Consider the following 245-nt stretch of genomic DNA (forward strand, 5'->3'; position numbering starts at 1 on the left):
ACATTAACACCAACATCGAGTGCATGTTATGGATTGGCTGTAACGGTTGTATCACCTACGAATTGTGCGGTATCAACTTGTACAGATGGTAGTGTAGGCATTAGCTACAGTACCCAGTGTAATGCAAATGGAACCTACAATATCAACTATGTAACATCGGTAACTGGAACGACTGTGACATCAAGTGCGAATAGTTTTACAAACTTGACAGGAGCAGTGAACTTGACGGTAACAAAGCCAGGCTG

1 protein-coding gene is annotated in these 245 nt (G+C 42.4%); it reads left to right on the forward strand.

Annotated elements, in window-relative coordinates:
* The coding region (locus ABR854_RS25995; RefSeq protein ID WP_350268753.1) for a hypothetical protein at positions 1-245 on the forward strand (245 nt) is incomplete at both ends.

Source organism: Emticicia sp. W12TSBA100-4, assembly GCF_040253585.1.
Taxonomy (GTDB): Bacteria; Bacteroidota; Bacteroidia; order Cytophagales; family Spirosomataceae; genus Emticicia.